Annotated in this window: 2 protein-coding genes; both read right to left on the reverse strand. The window is 39.8% G+C overall.

The window, feature by feature from the left end; genetic code table 11:
- Positions 1-335: hypothetical protein (locus N1032_RS22925; protein ID WP_259542629.1), on the reverse strand; the 335-nt coding region annotated here is incomplete at its 3' end.
- A 270-nt stretch (positions 336-605) separates the two neighbouring features.
- Positions 606-1,121 (reverse strand): hypothetical protein, encoded by a 516-nt coding sequence (locus N1032_RS22930; RefSeq protein ID WP_259542630.1) that lies wholly within the window; start codon positions 1,119-1,121, stop codon positions 606-608.
- Positions 1,122-1,669 lie beyond the last annotated feature (548 nt).

The raw sequence follows: 1,669 nt of genomic DNA on the forward strand, positions 1-1,669 counted from the left end.
TGGCCTGCCGATGAATGTTTGGCCTCCGACTTAGACTTGAAGTTAAATCTTTTTTCAACGCTGTCATTTCCGTCATTTCCCATACCGAACACACGGGCAAGGTCCTGTGTGTTACCTGTCACCAACGCGATATACATCTCGTTGAATACAGATTCCCTGTTCTCCTCAACGTCCCTGTTTTGCGGATTGGCGAACTTTTGCATTCTTCCAATCAACTTGTCAAGTTTGATTCCATTTTCATCTTTTTCGACATAAACCCATTTTGTGTGGTTTTCAAGAACCGACTTCTTTATGTCTTCCCATTTGGCATCTATGACTAGCTTAAGTTCCGGCACAACATCTTGTCCATTTATCTTGTCTTTTCATAATCTTCTAAGTTTAGAATATTCAAATCCTAGACACCAGTCAAGAAAAATAAGTCTTGGCATGTAGTGTTCCGCCAATTTGGACTCATAGTGGTCAGGTTCTCAGTCATTCATCGTTATGATTATCTTGAACGGCAGCGGTTCGTGGTAATATCTACCTGTTTTCAATGTTTGGTGCTTATGTTTGAAATCCCTGTAGTGACGTTCAACCGTATCGATGATTGTTTTCTTTCTGCTTTTTCATATATTTGGGTCAATGGTTTCCGAACCGTCATCCAAGACAGGTTCTTCGATATGTATCAAAAATGGATAACCACCTATACCGGTTGTATAACCTGCAAGACCATCAGGATTGTCGAATGAGTTGTACTCAACCGCTTGGTTTTTCAGTTTGTCCCTCTTGTCATGGTACATACGGTACATGAAGGAATCAGCCTTTTCCCATTTGTATGGCAAATCATAGTCCCACATAAGCTTGGAAAGGGCATCGTTTATTCCCCTCAACCCACGTTTTGCCGCTTGGGTAGAGTGTTTCATGAGTGTAAGACACACAGCATTGGGGTCAAGTTCCATTGCCATTACCTTGTAATTTTCAACCGGGAATGATTTACCGGTATCTTTGGCGGCGATAACCAAAACCTCTTTCGCCTTATGCAAGAACATCGGCATTTTAGTTGGGTCAACAACTTCTGCAAGTCTTTCGAGTGAGTTAAATCTCGGTTTGACTGACTCTTTGATTATTTTCTTACCTGCCATGGAATTCCTCCTTGAAAATATATGTTATTTATTGACATTATAGCACATATTTGCAATTTCCATACCAAGTTAATAAAAAAAGGGGCTCATTTCTGAGCAAGACACAGTATGCTTTACCGCCCCCACACTCCAACATGCTCGTTTCCATTTGAAACTCACAAGGCAGGGTTGCCCGGTACTAAGCCCATCTATCACCTACACACTGAATACAATTCTTTTATGACGATGTGTGCTTCATCAATAATATTTTAACACAATTTTATGAATTTGTGACCAACTCCGGTTTTTCTTCCCCTTTATCCTCTTCGATGACGGTGGTTTGTGGCACTTTTTCTTCATTTTTAGCAAGTTCAGATTGAAGTTTCTTTGATTTTTCAAAGTTTTTTCACCATTTATGTGCTTCAAACACCAACTTATCAGCATATTCTGAGTAAAGATAAGCAGTTTCTCAAACATTGGCAATATATTCACTTTGACTTGAGGCGTCAAAACATTCTTCGATAGGCAATGAATGCATATATGCATGACCGATTTCATTCATAAGCACC

Source organism: Herbiconiux daphne, from assembly GCF_024979295.1.
Lineage (GTDB): Bacteria > Actinomycetota > Actinomycetes > Actinomycetales > Microbacteriaceae > Herbiconiux > Herbiconiux daphnes.

Bases quoted from the DNA above. Each gene is read 5' to 3' on its own strand.
- N1032_RS22930 (WP_259542630.1), bottom strand. From the start codon at position 1,121: ATGGCAGGTAAGAAAATAATCAAAGAGTCAGTCAAACCGAGATTTAAC.